The sequence below is a fragment of the Pedococcus sp. P2_E2 genome, assembly GCF_056403955.1.
In genome coordinates this window covers 248,876-264,984 of sequence record NZ_JBFUEM010000006.1, presented here as the reverse complement: position 1 = coordinate 264,984, position 16,109 = coordinate 248,876, and the positions used below count along the sequence as shown (strand labels likewise).

Below are 16,109 nucleotides of genomic sequence, written 5' to 3'. Positions count from 1 at the left end.
GGACGGCTGTCTACGCGGGCAGCCTCAGCCCTTGAGCACCGACATGGCGGCGTTGTGACCCGGTATGCCGCTGACTCCCCCACCGCGTCGGGCGCCGGCTCCCGCGATGCGCACCTTCTCGTGCGGTGTCTCGACGCCCCAGGTGCCGACCTCGTCCTCCCTCTCGGCCCACGGCCACTGGAGGGAGCGGTGGAAGATGTTGCCGCCCGGGAGGCCGAGGTCGGCCTCGAGCTCGACCGGGGTCCGCGCCTCGATGCACAGGGCTCCGTCGGGGTCCCGCAGCAGGACGTCCTGGATGGGCTCGGCCAACACCGAGTTCAGTGACTCGAGGGTCCGCGCGAGGGCCAGGTCCTTGACCAGGTCGTGCTCGGCGGTCGTCCCCTCGAAGAGTCGGGCCGGCAGGTGCAGTCCGAACAACGTGAGCGTCTGGGCACCCGTCTCCGCCAGCGAAGGCCCCAGGATCGAACGATCCGACAGGCTGTGGCAGTAGATCTCGCACGGCGGCACCTGCGGCACCCGGCCGGCGGCAGCGGCGGCATACGCCTCCTGCAGCTGGTCGTAGCCCTCGTTGACGTGGAAGGTGCCCGCGAACGCGGCCGTCGGGTCGACGTCCTGGTCGCGCAGCCGCGGCAGGCGCGACAGGAGCATGTTGACCTTGAGCTGGGCGCCCTCGGGCGCCTCCTCCGTCGGGACGGGGTCGGCGCCGGTCTCGGCGAGCAGGGTGTTGAGGACGGTGGGCGCGCAGGCCGCATGGATCGTCGAGCCCCGCGCCTCGCCACCGTCCCAGCTGACCAGACCGTCGGGGTCGACCGCGAGCACCCTCGTCCCCGTGCGGATCTCGGCCCCTGCCTTGACCGCGGCACGAGCGAGTCCGTCGGTCACGGCACCCATGCCACCGACCGGCACGTCCCAGTCGCCGGTCCCCCCTCCGATGAGGTGGTAGAGGAAGCAGACGTTCTGCCGCAGGTCGGTCGAGCCCATCTCGGCGAAGGTGCCGATGAGCGCGTCGGTCGCGACGATGCCCCGCACGGTGTCGTCGCCGAACTCGGCCTCGAGCACCTCACCCAACGGTCGTCGGACCAGGGCTTCCCAGAGCGGGTCGTCCCCGACGAGGGCAGCCACCTGCGCCTCGGTGCGCAGCGGTTCGAGCACCGTCGGGAAGACCTGCTGTGCAAGGTGGTGGACGCGCCCGTAGAAGTCCTGCCACGCGGCATACTCCTTCGCCCCTCCGGTGAGGGCAGCGAAGCCGGCCGCGGTCGAGGCGGCGTCACCGTGGTCCACGAGCAGCCCGCGCTCCGGTCGGTCGGGGACGGGCGTGAAGGAGGAGTAGCGCCGCCGGATGAGCTGGACGTCGAGGTCGAGGTCGCTGATCACCTGACGGGGCATCAGCGACACCAGGTAGGAGTAGCGCGACAGGCGCGCGTCGACGCCAGCGAACGCCTGGGCCGAGACAGCCGCACCACCCACGTGATCGCCGGCCTCCAGAACCAGCACCCGGCGCCCCGCCCGGGCAAGGTATGCCGCGGCGGTCAGCCCGTTGTGACCGGCACCGATGACGACGTCGTCGTAGTCCACGGCGCAGAGCCTACGGTGCCGTGTCGAGCCGTTCTGACCTCGGTGGCCGGGTCGCTACTGCGGTGCCGCGTCGTCGCTCTCCGATGCCTCGTCCGCGTCCGCCAGGACGGGCAGGTCGGGGTCGATCTCCTCGTACCGCCGGTGCAGCTCTTCGGGGTTCGGTTCCAGGCCGAGCGACTCCAGCTCGGCGCTCACCGCTGCCACCACCGCCTCCGGACCCTGTCCCGCCGCCTTGGCCTCACCGCGCAGCTGCGCCGCCACGACCTCGTGCCGCTTCTCCTCGGACAGCTCGCCCTCGGAGTTGCTCGTGGCGACCTCGAAGTTGTCTGACATCAGTCCTCCATCACCGGTGTCACCGCTGGTCGGCGACCTCTCCCGAGTCTGTCGCCGGGGCGCTGGACGCACCACTCGAGCCGAGGTCGGGCACACGAAACGGGGCCCCGGGATTGCTCCCGGAGCCCCGCCCCGTCTTACACCCGGCGTACCCCTGCCAGCCGGGCGCAGGTCACTTGAAGCTGACCTGGACCTGCAGCAGGTTGCCGCCGTCCTCGGACTTGTTGACCTTCATGACCGTGCCGGAGCCCGCGACCTGGACCGAGGACCAGGGGTTCTTCGCGCTCCAGTAGCGCATCGGGTCGCTGTCGTCGAAGACCGGCATGGCCGGCTGCGAGGCGACGTCGAGCGCGGTGCCGTTGCGGTGGAACGTCACCGCGTCGGTCCGCTCCAGCCCGAACGTCGCGTCCCACGGCTGGCGCCGGTTGCCCAGCTTGACGCCGTCGGCGAAGGTCACAGGTGCCGGACGCGCGTCGACCGGCAGAGACTGGCCGCCACCCGGGTGGCCCGAGGTGTTGTTGTCGGTGAACTCACCGTCGACGTACCAGACGAGCAGGCCGTTCTGGTAGGGGAACCGCTCCACCCAGTCGGGCTTGGTCTTCGCCCAGCCGAAGTTGTACGGACCCGTCTTGAGGGTCTGGTCGTAACCGGTGTAGGTGCGGTTCTCGGCCAGGTAGTAGTGGCTGACGACCTCGGAGGTCTTGCCCGTCATGCGGGTGAACCCGTTGGCGGTCCAGCCGTTGGTGCCGCCCTCGACGTCGTCGGACACCGTGGTGCCGCCGATGGTGACGGCCAGGTCGTCGAGGAACGGGCCCTCGAAGTGCAGCCCGCCGTCGGTGGCGTAGCGGAAGCGGAACTGGACGCTCTTGCCGGCGTATGGCGTGAGGTCCCAGGTCTTCTGGGCCCAGGGGGTCAGACCGGCGTTGTCGGACGGGCCGGAGATCGGCGCCGCCGCGTCCTTCCAGGTCGCGCCACCGTCGGTGCTGACCTCGGCGTACAGGTAGTCGTAGTCCTGCTCGATGTTGTACTGCAGCCAGGCCGAGACCGAACCGCTGGTCGCCCCGGTGAGGTCCACCGTGCGGGTCAGGGTGTTGTTGAGGCTGTCGTTCGCGCCGCCCCACCACTCGTAGGACCCCGAACGGGGGGTGTTGTAGTCGTTCTTGACCGTCTTGTCGGGCAGGGTCACTGCCAGCGCCTGGTAGGACGACGTGGTCTTGGGCTGGTCGGCCGGGTTGAGCTTGACCGTCATGGCCTGGCCGTAGGGCACCGCCTTGTAGTCGAGCCAGCCGAGCTGGAGCTTCTCGAGCGGACCCATGTAGCCGGGCGTGGTGCCGATCGAGTCGCCCCCGTGGTTCAGCCACGAGCCACCGGACATCAGCGTCCAGAAGCCGGTGCCGTTGTCGCCGCCTGCGGTGTCGTAGTAGTCCGGGAGACCGAGGTCGTGGCCGAACTCGTGGGTGAAGACACCCAGGCCACCGTTCTCGGGCTCGGTGGTGTAGTCACCGATCCAGATCCCGGAGTTGCCCAGCGGCACTCCGCCGAGCTTCGCGCCCTCGGGGCCGGTCTTGCCGGCGTCGGTGGAGTAGGCGTACCAACGGTGCGACCAGATGGCGTTGGTGCCCTGGGCGCCGCCGCCGGCCTCTTCGCCCTCACCGGCGTGGATGGCCTGGAAGTGGTCGATGTAGCCGTCCGGCTCGTTGAAGTTGCCGTCGTGGTCGGCGTCGTAGCGGTCGACCTTGTCGAACTGCTTGAGGTAGGTCGTGATCTCGGCGTCGCTCTTCCCGGCCGCCTTCTGGGCGTTGTACCAGGACGTGGCGGTGTCCTTGACGTAGTTCCAGTAGCCGTCGGCGTTGTTGCTCCGGCCATAGCGGGCTTCGTTGTACGGCACGGTGACCCAGTCGGAGACGTCACCCTTGGCCACGAAACGACCGTTCGACTGCTTCAGGTAGAAGTCCTTGAACGACTCGCCCCCGCCGAACATCATGTCCTGGTAGTGGGCGCGGTTGAAGTCCGCGGTCCAGGCGGTCGAGTTGTCGTCGGTTGCGTTGCCGTCCCAGACGCGGTCCGGTGCCGGGATCTGGTTGTGCACCGGTCCCGGGGTGGCGTCGAAGCCGGTCTCGGTCTTGGTCCCGAAGTCGGTGAGGATGGTGAAGATGTCCTCCTCGCGCTCCACCGGGTAGGACACGTATCGGTCCTGGGCAGCCTTGCTCCCCTTGGGTGCCTTGGCGTTGCCCGCGAGCTTGATGACGCGCTGGCCGCCCCGCATCTCGGTGGTCGCCTCGCCCTTCACGAGCTTGTCGACGGCCTCCTTGCGCAGGGCGCGGGCGGCGTCGCCGAGCGGGTTCGGCAGGTCGTGCTCACGGTTGTTCGCCGTGGGCTCCTTGTCGCCCTGCACAGGGGTTGCCTGCGCAGGAGCGGAAGCCAGGCTCAGGGCGACGGCGGTAACCGCTACTCCCGAGACCAGGCTCAGATGACGTCTGTTCACGAATCCTCCAGTGTCTGTGCGCGACCCCTCTCGGCACACGCAAGGGCGAGCCAAACACGCGGCAGACGGCATACCAAGACTTCGCCGGGTATGGACTTCGTAAATTTCTGACCGATCGGTCGCTATCCCATTCGTCCGTTTTGGCGACGGAGCCGGCCCGGCGCCCCTGAGTCCCACTGGCCCCAGTGAGCACTTCAGCAGCCCTGGGCGGTCACCCGGAAGCCCTGCCGCCGCCCCCTCCTAGGATGGCGCCATGAGCGATCAGCCAACGACGCCTCCCACCACCGCCGAGGTCGCGGCCCCCTATGGCACGGGCGCCCAGGCCGCGCCGCAGCGCCGGGTACGCATCCCGCACCTGCAGGCGATGAAGGAGAAGGGCGAGAAGTGGGCCATGCTCACCGCCTACGACATGTACTCCGCCGAGATCTTCGACGAGGCGGGCATTCCCGTGCTGCTCGTCGGGGACTCCGCCGGCAACAACGTCTACGGCTTCGAGACGACCGTCCCGGTGACGGTCGACCACCTCGTGCCGCTGGTCCGGGCGGTCACCTCGGCGGCCAAGCACGCCATGGTCGTCGCCGACCTGCCGTTCGGTTCCTACCAGGCCAGCCCGCAGCAGGCCCTGGCGACCGCCACCCGGATGATGAAGGAGGGCCTGGCCCACGCCGTCAAGCTCGAGGGCGGCAAGCTGATGGTCCCCGAGGTCGAGCTGCTGGTCCGGGCGGGCATCCCCGTCATGGGACACATCGGCTTCACCCCCCAGAGCGAGCACGTCCTCGGCGGCTACCGGGTCCAGGGCCGCGGCGACTCCGGCGACCGGCTCGTCGAGGACGCGGTGGCTCTGGAGAAGGCAGGCTGCTTCGCCGTCGTCATGGAGATGGTCCCTGCTCCCCTGGCCGCGCGGGTCACCGAGGTGCTGTCGATCCCGACCATCGGCATCGGCGCCGGCCCGGACTGCGACGCCCAGGTGCTCGTCTGGCAGGACATGGCCGGCCTGCGCGGTGGCAAGGCACCCCGCTTCGTCAAGAAGTACGCCGACCTCCGCACGGAGCTGGGTCAGGCGGCTGCCGCGTATGCCGCCGACGTCGCCTCGGGCTCGTTCCCCGCGGCCGAGAACTCCTTCCTCGAATAGCCCACGGGGGGCTCCCCCTTCCCCGGCACGACACTTTCCCGGTACGGCGTGCAAGCTCATCCACCTGTAGGACCCCAACGGTTGCGGATCACGACTACCGTGCACCGGTGGACCACAGATCGTGGTCGCCCGTCGTGATCGGAGGACCTTCCGTGCCCCAGCGCCACCACCGTCCCGCGCTCCTGCCATTCGTCGCCACCGCGGCGGCCTGCGGCCTGCTGTTCGCCGCAGCTCCGGCCCAGGCCACGAAGCCGACTCCGGGCACGTCGACCGGCACTGGCGCAGTGTTCATGGTCAACCCGGTGCAGTCCTCGGGCAACCAGGGCCTGACCGACCAGAAGGACTCCGACGCTGCCGTTCCCTCCAGCGCCTACGCCAACGTCCCGCTGCGCAACCTCGACGGCTCGGGCTACCTGCGCGGATCGTGGGCCACTGTCCAGTCCTCCACGGGCACACCGGCATTCAGTCCCTCGAACACCTTCGTCTACACGCGCCACCAAGACCAGTTCGAGCAGGTGATGGGGTACTTCTGGGTCAACCAGGCGCAGGAGTACCTCCAGTCCCTCGGCTTCGGTTCGACGCTGCGCGGGATCCTCAAGCAGCAGTTCCCGGTCAAGATCGACCAGTACGGCGGGGACAACTCCTACGAGACCAGCAAGCCCTTCCGGATCCGGCTGGGCAAGGGCGGCGTCGACGACGCGGAGGACGCCGAGGTCATCGTCCACGAGTACGGCCACGCCGTGCACCAGTCCCAGGTCCCGGGCTTCGGCTCCACCCTGGACTCGGGCTCGATCGGTGAGTCGTTCGGCGACTACCTCGCGGTCTCGGTCGGCCTGGCCGCCGCCAAGCAGTACCACTGGCCGGTGAAGGCCGAGCAGGCCTGCCCCATGGACTGGGACGCCACCTCCTACACCGATGCGCCCCACTGCATCCGGCGCTTCGACACCGGCATGACCGTGGCGACCCGCAAGGGAGAGGTCCACGCCGACGGCCAGATCTGGAGCCAGGCCCTGTGGGAGATCCGCCTCGGCTACGTCAAGATGGGCTCGACCACGGAGGCCTGGGACACGACCCTGATCGACGCACAGTTCCGGTTCGCCCCGGACACCTCGTTCTCGGCAGCCGCCAAGGCGACCTACGACACCGCGCTGGCCCGCGACGGCGCCGCCGCTGCAGCCCTCGTCAAGGACCGGTTCGAGGCCCGGGGCATCAGCTTCTGACCGCCCTGCCGCGGCGGTGACCCAGCGCCGCCGCGGCGCGAGCACGGCATACGGTGGGCGCATGACGCTGCGCATCGGGTACAAGGCCTCCGCCGAGCAGTTCGCTCCCCGGGAGCTGTTGGAGTTCGGCGTGCTGGCCGAGCAGGTCGGGCTGGACAGCGTGCTGATCTCCGACCACTTCCAGCCGTGGCGCCACGACGGTGGCCACGCCCCCTTCTCGCTCGCCTGGCTGGCGGCGCTGGGCGAGCGGACCGAGCGGGTGCAGATCGGCACCTCGGTCATGACGCCGACGTTCCGCTACAACCCGGCCGTGGTGGCGCAGGCGTTCGGCACACTGGGCGCCCTCTACCCCGGTCGGGTCATGCTCGGCATCGGGACCGGCGAGGCGCTGAACGAGGTCGTCGTCGGGTCGGTGCAGGAGTGGCCGGAGTTCAAGGAGCGGTTCGCGCGCCTGCGCGAGGCCGTCACCCTGATGCGCCGGCTGTGGAGCGAGGAGCGCGTCAGCTTCGAGGGTGACTACTACCGCGCCGTCGACGCGACCGTCTACGACCGGCCGGAGCAGCCGGTCCCCGTCTACGTGGCCGCCGGCGGCCCGCTCGTCGCTCGGTATGCCGGCCGGTCCGGTGACGGGTTCATCTGCACCTCCGGCAAGGGCGAGGAGCTCTACCGCGACAAGCTGCTGCCGGCCGTGGACGAGGGCCTGGGCAAGTCCGGCCGCACCCGCGCGGACATCGACCGGATGATCGAGATCAAGCTGTCGTGGGACCCCGACCGCGCACAGGCGGTGACCAACTGCCGCTTCTGGGCGCCGTTGTCGCTGACGGCGGAGCAGAAGCACGGCACGAGCGACCCCCTGGAGATGCAGCGGCTGGGCGACGCCCTCCCCGACGAGCAGGTCGCCTCGCGGTGGATCGTCTCGGACGACCCCGAAGAGGTCGTGGCCGCGGTGCAGCCCTACGTCGACTGGGGCTTCAACCACCTGGTCTTCCACGGTCCCGGTCACGACCAGGCGCGGTTCCTGCGCACGTTCGCCGATCGCGTCCTGCCCGGCCTTCGCAACCTCGGCTGACCCGCGTCGACCGACTCGTCGGCGCCCCTGACTCTTTCCCCTGCGACCCCACCGAACCTAGGCTGGAGTGCACCGCACGACCATGGACGAGGGTGAGTGAGCATGACCGAGATGGAGCCCCGCACACGGTGGTCCGAGGTCTCGGGTGGACCGGGCGCGGCAACCGCCTACCAACAGCGCTTCGACGACCTCGCCGCCCAGGGGATGGACATCCACGGTGAAGCCGCCCTGGTCGCCTCCCTCTTGTCTCCACCGGCTCGCGTCCTGGACGCAGGCTGCGGCACCGGCCGCGTCGCGACCCAGCTGACCGCCCTGGGCTACCACTGCGTGGGCGTCGACGCGGACGCCGCGATGATCGAGGTGGCCGAGCAGCGTGACCCAGCCACGACCTGGGTGCGCCAGGACCTGAGCCGACTCCAGCTGCGGTCCCAGGCGTTCGAGCTCGCCGTGCTCGCCGGCAACGTGATCCCGCTCCTCGCACCCGGCACCCTGCTCGTCGCCCTCCAGCGGTTGGCAGCGCACCTGCAACCCGGCGGACTGCTCGTCGCGGGCTTCGGCCTGGACTCCTCGCACCTTCCGCAGGGGTGCCCGGCGACTCCACTGGAGGACTACGACCGGGCCTGCGAGGTCGCCGGCCTGACGCTGACGCGCCGGTTCAGCACGTGGGGTCGCGAGACCTGGCGGCCGGAGTCCGGGTACGCGGTCTCGGTGCACCGCTTCGGCGGCTGAGGTCCACCGCCGCAGCTGGGCTCGTTTCCCGGGTGGGCTCGTCGCCGGGGTGGGCTCGTCGCGGGTGGGCTCGTCGCGGGTGGGCTCAGTCCTCCGAGCCGCCCTCTTCCCACGCCCTGTCCTCGGCGTCCCACTGCTCCGTGCGCTCACGGGCGGTCTGGAGCGCGTTCGCAGCCTCCGCCTCGGTGCCGTACGGGCCCATGAGGTCCTCGCCCTGGCTCTTGTTGTCGTCGCTCTCGACCTGACCGCTGCTCACGTTGTACCAGTAAGCCATGGGGTGCCCTCCAACTCGACGGATCTGCGTACGTCCCTAGACTCCACCGTATGCCGTTGACCTACGCAAGCGTGGCCCCGGGCGTGGTGTCGCCACGTCTCCCGGTGCCCGCGTCGATCGAGCGGCCGGAGTACGTCGACCGACCGGCCCCCACCCTCGACAACGCCCCCGAGGTCAAGGACGCCGAGACGATCGAGCTGATGCGGGTCGCCGGGCGCATCGCCGCCCAAGCCATGGCAGCGGCGGCGGCCATCATCGCGCCGGGTGTCACCACCGACGAGATCGACCGGGTCGGCCACGAGTTCCTGATGGACCACGGCGCCTATCCTTCGACGTTGGGCTACAAGGGATTTCCCAAGTCGCTGTGCACCTCCGTCAACGAGGTGATCTGCCACGGCATCCCCGACGACCGCCCCCTCGAGGACGGCGACATCGTCAACATCGACATCACCGCCTTCATCGGAGGCGTCCACGGCGACACCGACGCGACCTATCTGTGCGGAGACGTCGACGAGGAGTCACGGCTGCTCGTCGAGCGCACTCACGAAGCCATGATGCGGGGCATCAAGGCCGCCATCCCGGGCCGCGAGATCAACGTCATCGGCCGAGTGATCCAAAGCTATGCGCGCCGTTTCGGGTACGGCGTCGTCCGCGACTTCACCGGGCACGGCATCGGGCGGTCGTTCCACAGCGGTCTGATCGTCCCCCACTACGACGCCGCACCCTCCTACAACACGATCATCGAGCCGGGCATGACCTTCACGATCGAGCCCATGCTCAACCTGGGCACGCCGGAATGGGAGATGTGGGACGACAAGTGGACCGTCGTCACCGAAGACCGGCGCCGGTCGGCGCAGTTCGAGCACACCATCCTCATCACCGACACGGGCAACGAGATCCTGACGCTGGCCTGATGGTGGGCAACCCAGGGCAGGGCAACCGCAAGGAGGCGGACCGATGGCGAAGGAAGCCAAGCAGGCCAAGCACGGGCTCCCGTTGGGGATCGACGTGGGCGGCAGCGGCATCAAGGGGGCGCCCGTCGACCTGTCCAAGGGGGCCTTCGCGGCCAAGCGGATGCGGATCGACACTCCCCTGGCGTCGACACCGGAGGCGGTGGCCCTGGTCATCGACCAGATCGTCGACCACTTCGACGCCGTCCGCGGCGACTCCCCCATCGGAGTCACCATCCCCGGTGTCGTGACCCATGGCGTGGTCCGTTCGGCCGCCAACATCGACAAGGGGTGGCTCGACTTCGACGCGGAGCCGATGCTCGAGAAGGTGCTCGGCCACGACATCATCCTGGTGAACGACGCGGACGCAGCCGGGGTCGCCGAGCTCCACTACGGCGCCGCCAAGGGCCAGAAGGGCCTCGTCGTGATGACGACCCTGGGCACCGGCATCGGAACCGCACTGATCCACGACGGGGTCCTCATCCCCAACTCCGAGCTGGGCCACCTCGAGATCGACGGCTACGACGCGGAGACGCGCGCCGCCTCCTCGATCAAGGACCGGGAAGGGCTGAGCTATCCGGAGTGGGCCAAGCGGCTGCAGCGCTACTACAGCCACCTCGAGGCGCTCCTGTGGCCGGACCTCATCGTCGTAGGGGGCGGCGTGTCCAAGGACGCCGCGCAGTTCCTTCCCCTGCTCACGCTGAAGACCCCGATCGTGCCCGCCACGCTCGAGAACAAGGCCGGCATCATCGGGGCGGCCCACCTCGCGGCCAACAAATAGCGCAGACCCCTCGCAGCCCACAAGTAGCGCCGACCCCTCGCAGCCCACAAGTAGCGCCGACCCCACGCAGCCCACAAGGTGCGCGGCCGCCCGGGCCGGGCCCACGTCTCGCCGGCCGCCGGTCAGCGCATCGAGATGAGGTCCTGGAGCAGGATGGCCTGACGTCGGCGGAACAGGTCCGCACCCATCCGGGTCCCCACGGCCAGCGCCACCACCCCCAGCGCCGGTCCGACCACCAGCACCGTCCATGCCGCCCACTGCCAGCCGACCAGGGCCAGCACACCCAGGACCAGCGCGGGGATGGAGAGCGCGAACACGGCGGCGCCGCAGACCGCCTGCACCCCGAGGGTGACGCCCGTCGACCCCGGACGGCTCGTGAACGGGTTCTCCCCGGGCGCAGGTACGCCGTACTGCTTCACCGCGCTGGTCACGCAGGCCACCGCAAAGCCGTTGAGCGCCAAGGCACATCCCACGCCGAAGGTGGCGGGCAACAACCTCCAGGGCGCGCCGAACACCGGTCCCAGCACGGCATACGTGGGGACGCAGACGACCGCCATCAACCCTGACGGAAGCAGCCGTCCCAGCCGGTCGCTGACCCCATCGACGCCGGAGGCGACGTGCATCCAGAAGGCCGTGGAGTCGTAGCCCACGTCGTTGTGCTGTCCCCAGCCGATGAGGTAGGCCGAGGCGAGCGGCATGGCGAGCAGGGCCAGTTTGGAACCCGACCCGATGCCGGGGATGAGCAACCCCGCAGGGAGCAGGATCGTCATGACGGCCGGCATGTTGAAGCGCGGGTCGCGGAGCCAGTAGGTGCCGGCTCGCGCCGCGATGGCACCCATCGGCGTGCCGGGCAGTCGAGCGAACAACCCCAGTCCTCCGGACACCGCGCCGCCGTCGCCGGAGGTCGCCCGGGGGTTGCGCAGGACCGAGATGAGCAGCCGTTCCCACACCACCAGCAGCCCGAGGCACAGGACGGCCGCCAGCGCGAGGCGGGTCAACCCAGTACCCCAGAGCCCGAGGGCGAGGTCACCAGCGGGCGCCCACGCCCAGCCCAGCGGCGTCCAGGCGAGCACGTCGGCGAGTCTGTCGACGGTGGCTCGGTCGAGGCCACCGTCGCTGAGCCCACCAACGATCGGGCCGACGCTGAGCAGGAAGAGCAGGCCGGCCACGCCGGCCATATCCCGGCCGCGCCGTGTGCCGAGCACCGCTGACGAGGCAGCAGTGACGATCCGGCTGAGCAGGACGCAAGTGGCCAGACCGAGGACACCTCCGATGAGCGCCGCCAGGGTGGCCGCGACCGACCAAGAACCCGCCACCACGCTGCCCAGCACCAGGACGGTGGTGGCGATGCCCGGCAGCCCGGCCAGTGCGGTGAGCGCGAGACCGAGGGCCAGGGTGCGTTCGCGCACGGCGAAGGTGGCGAAACGAGTGGGGTCCAGCGTGGGGTCGATCCCGAACAGCAGGACCGGGAGGAGGGCCCAGCCGGCCACCACTGCCGATCCGGCAACCACCACCGCCGTGCGCGCCAGGTCGACGTCTCCTTGGGCACGCAGCGTGACCGTCCCGCCGAGCCCGGCCACCACGAGGCCGCCGCCGTAGAGCACTCCGACGACCATCCCCACGATGGCGGCCGTGCTTCGGCGCAGCCCGTTGCGAAGGAGGTCGAGCTTCAGTCGGAGGAGGTGCGCAACCACGCCAGTCCCTCCACGTCGGTGTTGCCGCCGACCAGGTCGAGGAAGCGGTCCTCCAGGCTCGCATCGCCTCGCACCTCGTCGAGGGTGCCCGAGGCGCGGACGACACCGACGGCGATTATCGCCACGTCGGTGCAGATCCGCTCGACGAGGTCCATCACGTGGCTCGACAGGACGACCGTGCCGCCGTTGGCGGCGAAGTCTTCGAGGATGCGACGGATCGTGCGAGCGGACACCGGGTCCACGGCCTCGAAGGGCTCGTCCAGGACGAGCAGCCGGGGAGCGTGGACCAGCGCGCAGGCGAGGGTGATCTTCTTGGTCATGCCCGCGGAGTAGTCGATGACCAGCTTCCCGGCCGCCTCGGTCAGCCCCAGCGCGGCCAGCAGCTCCCCGGTCCGCTCGACGACGAGGTCACGGTCCATGCCGCGCAACAGGCCGGCATACGTCACGAGCTGAAGGCCGGTCAGGCGGTCGAAAAGGCGAAGGCCGTCCGGGAGGATGCCGATCTGGGACTTGGCGCCGACGGGATCGGCCCACACGTCGGTGCCGAGGACGTGCGCACTCCCCGCATCGGGACGCAACAGCCCGGTGGCCATCGACAGCGTCGTGGTCTTGCCGGCGCCGTTGGGACCGACCAGCCCGTAGAAGGACCCGCGCGGCACGTCGAGGTCCAGACCGTCGACGGCGGTGGTCGCGCCGAAGCGCTTGGTCAGGCCACGCAGGGCCAGAGCGACCTCGGGCGCACGGGTCGTCACCGTGGAGGACCCCACGGCGGGCTCGGGGGTGGTCTGCGGGTCCGACATGGTGTCGACGCTAACCTTTCACCGCTGTCGCGCGACGAGCATTGCCTTCTTTGGGACCGATTTGTCGACCATGTAGCGGCGCGGTTTGTCGGCGTCGCGCTCGGCGTAGCCCATCTTCTCCAGGCGCATGAGCACCACCGGACACTCCGCACAGCGCGGCTTGTCCTTGCAGCACTTCTTCTTCGCCTTGGCGACCTTCGTCCCCTTGGCGGCCTTGGAGTTCTTGGGCACGGAAGGAGAGTAGGTGAGGCTAACCTAACATCCAAATCGGACTCGCAGGCTGGAACCTCACCCGGCGTCGAACTCCCGGGGCTCTCCCCCGGCGAGGTCGTGGATCCTGGTGTCCTTCGACCCGAGGTTCCCCGCCTGGCCGAGGTAGAGGGCCCGTCCGACACGGCTGAGCAGGGCGTCGTGGATCGGGATCGCGTGGGGAGCCGCCATCCGCCGCAGGAAGGCCGTCATCTCCCGGCTGCGCTGCCAGGGGGCGTTGAGGGGGAAGGCGAGGACCTCGACGCCAGCCGGCTCCGCGTCGAGCGCGTCGCCGGGGTGGAAGAACGTCGGCTCACCGTCGGCGCTGATCCGCATGCCGGTGTTGTGGATCCGAGGGATGTCCTCGTGGATCAGGGCGTGCAGCTCCCCCACGCCCGCCACGGTGGCCGAACCGACTCCAGCACGGTCGCCGGGACCGAAGGCGACGACGTCGAAGCCGCTGTCCTGCAACAGCTTCGCGGTGTCCGGGTCGGCAAGGACCTGGGCGCGAGGATTGGCCTTCAGGAGCTCGGGGAAGCGCTCTTGGTCGAGGTGGTCCGGGTGCTGGTGGGTCACGAGCACGGCGTCTACGTCGCGCTGCTCGTGGGCGCCGGGCGACCAGCCCCCGGGGTCGAGCAGGATGCGCGCGTCGGCGATCTCGACGAGCAGGCTGGCGTGGCCGAGGTGGGTGATCCGCATGGCTCCCACGGTAGGACGTGACGCCTCGGACCCTCTCGTGAGCAGATGGGGTGGATGAGTCGGTCGATACGCCGGGTTCTGTCACCGCTGGCCGTTACCGGCCAGCAGGAGACGGTCATCCATCTAGGACAGCCGTTGCCGACTGCCTCCAGCGCCCTACCCGTGCACTCGGACGGGCCGCCCTCGAACGCGCACTGTCTGAGCTTGCTCCAGGTGGGGTTTACCTAGCCGAACCAGTCACCTGGCCCGCTGGTGGTCTCTTACACCACCGTTTCACCCTTACCGCGGTGCCTGTCCGGCCGGAGCCGGATGGTTCACCGTGGCGGTCTGTTCTCTGTGGCACTGTCCCGCGGGTCACCCCGGGTGGCCGTTAGCCACCACCTTGCCCTGTGGAGCCCGGACGTTCCTCGGCGGTGATTGCTCACCGACGCGACCGCCTGACCGACTCATCCGTCGCTAAGGATAGGGCAGGTATGCGGCGTGGCCCGCCACGCGGCATACCTCGAACGTCCCTCGCCCGGATGGGTCGTCGGCGGACGACCACGGTTTGCACTGCAGCGAGCAGCACCTGACCCGTCCTGCTCGAACTGGACAACACACCACTCACGCCGCCGGACCGTGGTCGTCGGGTGACGGGCGGGTGGGGTSGGGGGGCCGGGGCGGGTCCTAGCGGACGATCTCGAACCGGACGGTGCCGGTCGCGACGGTGGCCTCGGCCAGCTTGACCTTCACCCACGTGCCGAGCTGGTTCTGACCGTCTGCGTTCGCGAGCACAGCGGGGTCCTGGACCTGCACGACCGCGCCACCCTTCTCGCGCTTGTCGACCACCATCGCGTCGAACACCTCACCCACGCGGTCCTCCAGGGCGGCGGCCTCGACCGCGTCGGCACACGCCCGCTCGACACCGTGGGCGACCTTGTCCGAGGCGGCCATGACCTCGGGCAGCGACGGCAGCGCCTCGCGTGCCCACTGGGGCACCTCCTCACCGGCGCTCAGCGCCTCGCAGATGGCCAGTCCGAACCGGTCCACCAGACGACGAAGCGGAGCCGTGACGTGCGCATAGGGGGCGGCGACTGCGGCGTGCCCGGACTGCTCCGGCACGTCGCCGTCGAACGGCGTGTAGCCGGCCCCGCGGAACAGGGAGGTCGCCTCGTGGATCAGCGCCAGGTGCTTGGGGTTGGTGCGGTCGAGGGTGCGCAGGAACTCGCCGTAGGCCGTCCCCTCCTGCCACTCGACGCCCAGGGCCCGGCTCGCGTGACGGAACCGACCCACGGCGTTCTGGTCCGGCGCGGGCATGGTGCGCAGGATGCCGACCTTCGCCTTCGTCATCAGCTCCGCGGCCGCCATGCCGGTCATCAGCGAGATCTGGGCGTTCCAGTCCTCGACCTCCAGTGGCGGACGGAAGCCGATCCGGTAGTGCCCCTGGTCGTCCTCCTCGACCTCCTGCTCGGGCATGGGCAGGCTCGCGCCCCCACGACGACGCTCGAGCTCGATGCGCTTGCCTCCGACCTCCTTGAGGAGCACCAGGCGCTCGTCGGCCGAGCCGTCGTCGATGGCCTTCTGAACTCCTTCGTAGTCGAGCCGGTCGGTGCTCCTCACCATGGCCCGGTAGACCTCGACGGCGACACCCTCGGCAGCGGCATCGAGCCGCATGTCCCAGACGAAGGCCGGACGCGTCTGCCCTGCCAGCAGGCTGGCTGCGCCCTCGCTCAACACGGTGGGGTGCAACGGAGTTCGCTTGTCCGGCGCATAGACCGTCTGGCCACGCCTACGGGTCTCCGCATCGACGGCACCCCCCGACCTCACGAAGGCCGGCACGTCGGCGATGGCATACCTCACGCGGTAGCCGTCACCGTCGCGCTCGATGTGCAACGCCTGGTCGAGGTCCATCGACCCGGGCGGGTCGATGGTGAGGAAGGCGACCGCCGTCTCGTCCCGCGGCGGCAGCTCCGGCGAAGCCGCGGCTGCGGCCGCCTCGGCCTCCACCTCCGGCGGGAACGCCTCGGGCACGTCGAGCTCGGCCCGGATCGCGGTGAACCGGGCGACCAGCTCCGCGGACTGTGCGACGGCCTTGTCGGCGTGGGGCTGCTGAACGTGAATGCGGCGCATGGGCATGGAG

15 protein-coding genes and 1 other RNA gene are annotated in these 16,109 nt (G+C 69.9%); 6 read left to right on the top strand and 10 right to left on the bottom strand.

Annotated elements, in window-relative coordinates; translation table 11 throughout:
- Positions 1-24: 24 nt before the first annotated feature.
- From AC1DWR_RS14490 to AC1DWR_RS14480, 3 genes are all read right to left on the bottom strand, one after another.
- Positions 25-1,575 carry a phytoene desaturase family protein gene (locus AC1DWR_RS14490; protein WP_477612637.1) on the bottom strand — a complete coding sequence of 517 codons (1,551 nt, stop codon included), beginning with the start codon at positions 1,573-1,575 and terminating at the stop codon, positions 25-27.
- Between the two features lie 54 nt (positions 1,576-1,629).
- Entirely contained in the window at positions 1,630-1,908 is a 279-nt protein-coding gene (locus tag AC1DWR_RS14485) for a hypothetical protein (RefSeq protein WP_477624692.1), read from the bottom strand.
- A 172-nt stretch (positions 1,909-2,080) separates the two neighbouring features.
- On the bottom strand, positions 2,081-4,393 hold the full coding sequence (locus AC1DWR_RS14480) for an immune inhibitor A domain-containing protein (protein WP_477612635.1): 2,313 nt from the start codon (positions 4,391-4,393) through the stop codon (positions 2,081-2,083).
- A 253-nt stretch (positions 4,394-4,646) separates the two neighbouring features.
- On the opposite strand from AC1DWR_RS14480, the gene panB reads away from it, so the two are divergent.
- The 4 genes from panB (at position 4,647) to AC1DWR_RS14460 (ending at position 8,543) form a co-directional block, all read left to right on the top strand.
- Positions 4,647-5,525, top strand: coding sequence for a 3-methyl-2-oxobutanoate hydroxymethyltransferase (gene panB, locus AC1DWR_RS14475; protein WP_477612634.1), 879 nt, complete (start codon positions 4,647-4,649; stop codon positions 5,523-5,525).
- A gap of 152 nt (positions 5,526-5,677) precedes the next feature.
- Positions 5,678-6,745, top strand: a complete 1,068-nt coding sequence (locus AC1DWR_RS14470) for a M36 family metallopeptidase (RefSeq protein WP_477612633.1) — start codon at positions 5,678-5,680, stop codon at positions 6,743-6,745.
- 61 nt (positions 6,746-6,806) lie between these two features.
- On the top strand, positions 6,807-7,814 hold the full coding sequence (fgd, locus tag AC1DWR_RS14465; RefSeq protein ID WP_477612632.1) for a glucose-6-phosphate dehydrogenase (coenzyme-F420): 1,008 nt from the start codon (positions 6,807-6,809) through the stop codon (positions 7,812-7,814).
- A 102-nt stretch (positions 7,815-7,916) separates the two neighbouring features.
- Positions 7,917-8,543 (top strand): class I SAM-dependent DNA methyltransferase, encoded by a 627-nt coding sequence (locus tag AC1DWR_RS14460; protein WP_477612631.1) that lies wholly within the window; start codon positions 7,917-7,919, stop codon positions 8,541-8,543.
- Positions 8,544-8,628: 85 nt separating this feature from the next.
- Here AC1DWR_RS14460 and AC1DWR_RS14455 read toward each other — a convergent pair whose 3' ends face one another.
- On the bottom strand, positions 8,629-8,817 hold the full coding sequence (locus AC1DWR_RS14455; RefSeq protein WP_477612630.1) for a methionine aminopeptidase: 189 nt from the start codon (positions 8,815-8,817) through the stop codon (positions 8,629-8,631).
- Between the two features lie 50 nt (positions 8,818-8,867).
- Here AC1DWR_RS14455 and map point away from each other — a divergent pair, with 50 nt between their 5' ends.
- Complete coding sequence (gene map, locus AC1DWR_RS14450) at positions 8,868-9,731, top strand: type I methionyl aminopeptidase (RefSeq protein ID WP_477612629.1); 864 nt, start codon at positions 8,868-8,870, stop codon at positions 9,729-9,731.
- A gap of 43 nt (positions 9,732-9,774) precedes the next feature.
- Positions 9,775-10,548, top strand: a complete 774-nt coding sequence (gene ppgK, locus AC1DWR_RS14445; RefSeq protein WP_477612628.1) for a polyphosphate--glucose phosphotransferase — start codon at positions 9,775-9,777, stop codon at positions 10,546-10,548.
- A 122-nt stretch (positions 10,549-10,670) separates the two neighbouring features.
- Here ppgK and AC1DWR_RS14440 read toward each other — a convergent pair whose 3' ends face one another.
- From AC1DWR_RS14440 to AC1DWR_RS14415, 6 genes are all read right to left on the bottom strand, one after another.
- Positions 10,671-12,242: a hypothetical protein gene (locus tag AC1DWR_RS14440; protein WP_477624691.1), complete on the bottom strand. Its 1,572-nt coding sequence runs from the start codon at positions 12,240-12,242 to the stop codon at positions 10,671-10,673.
- Entirely contained in the window at positions 12,218-13,042 is an 825-nt protein-coding gene (locus AC1DWR_RS14435) for an ABC transporter ATP-binding protein (protein ID WP_477612626.1), read from the bottom strand. Before AC1DWR_RS14435 ends, AC1DWR_RS14440 begins: the two co-directional genes overlap by 25 nt.
- Before the next feature lie 18 nt (positions 13,043-13,060).
- Positions 13,061-13,273 (bottom strand): hypothetical protein, encoded by a 213-nt coding sequence (locus tag AC1DWR_RS14430; RefSeq protein WP_477612625.1) that lies wholly within the window; start codon positions 13,271-13,273, stop codon positions 13,061-13,063.
- Between the two features lie 57 nt (positions 13,274-13,330).
- The gene (locus tag AC1DWR_RS14425; protein WP_477624690.1) at positions 13,331-13,990 is read right to left on the bottom strand and encodes an MBL fold metallo-hydrolase; all 660 of its coding nucleotides are present in this window, start codon (positions 13,988-13,990) and stop codon (positions 13,331-13,333) included.
- A 51-nt stretch (positions 13,991-14,041) separates the two neighbouring features.
- An RNA gene (gene rnpB / locus AC1DWR_RS14420) (RNase P RNA component class A) lies at positions 14,042-14,439 on the bottom strand.
- A 217-nt stretch (positions 14,440-14,656) separates the two neighbouring features.
- Positions 14,657-16,099, bottom strand: a complete 1,443-nt coding sequence (locus AC1DWR_RS14415) for an RNB domain-containing ribonuclease (RefSeq protein WP_477624689.1) — start codon at positions 16,097-16,099, stop codon at positions 14,657-14,659.
- Positions 16,100-16,109 lie beyond the last annotated feature (10 nt).